The organism is Hallella faecis, from assembly GCF_018789675.1.
In the GTDB taxonomy this organism is placed as follows: Bacteria; Bacteroidota; Bacteroidia; order Bacteroidales; family Bacteroidaceae; genus Prevotella; species Prevotella faecis.
Genome location: NZ_JAHKBE010000156.1, coordinates 1 through 610, shown reverse-complemented (window position 1 = coordinate 610; position 610 = coordinate 1). Strand labels below are relative to the sequence as shown.

Below are 610 nucleotides of genomic sequence, written 5' to 3'. Positions count from 1 at the left end.
GCATTCTATGTTTCTACGCAAGAAAAACTTGAAGTTTTTTTGCTGTTCTTTTGAAAAGAATGTTTTTCTAAGAATGTGCATTCAACAACAGATGAGGATGTTTTCAATGTCGCATTAATTATAGGAGCTGCTTCGGTGGCTCCTATTCCATTCTTTCCCGGAATAGGTTTGCACTCTTTCGTGTGTTTTTGTTGGTATTCCTGTTCCCATAAGGTTTGTGTCTGTATCATCTTGAAAATAATGTGCATAACCTTATTCTTTACATTATTCATGACAATTCCCTCATGTTTACCTTTTGCGTACAGCCTCTGTGCGTATGCTTTGATTACCGCATTGTGCTGCATAGCAGACTTGCAAGCCTGTACCATGGCTGCTTTGATGCCGATATGTGCAAAACGACTCACATGAGGCTTTGTATTAATGGATGTTCCGGATTGTTTGCCAAAGGGAGCTATGCCGCAGTAACATGCAAACTTTCGCGGGTTATCAAACTTCTTAAAATTGGAGGTATATATAATCAGAGCCGCTGCCGTTATAGGTCCTATGCCCTTAAATGAAATAAGTATTTGATAATTTGAGGCTAATTCCTCTGATGTTTCCATCAGTTTCA

Annotated in this window: 1 protein-coding gene; it reads right to left on the bottom strand. The window is 39.0% G+C overall.

The features are described from left to right. Positions 1-5: 5 nt before the first annotated feature. Positions 6-610 (bottom strand): transposase (locus tag KM934_RS12940; protein WP_215761042.1); only part of this gene is annotated, 605 nt, incomplete at its 5' end.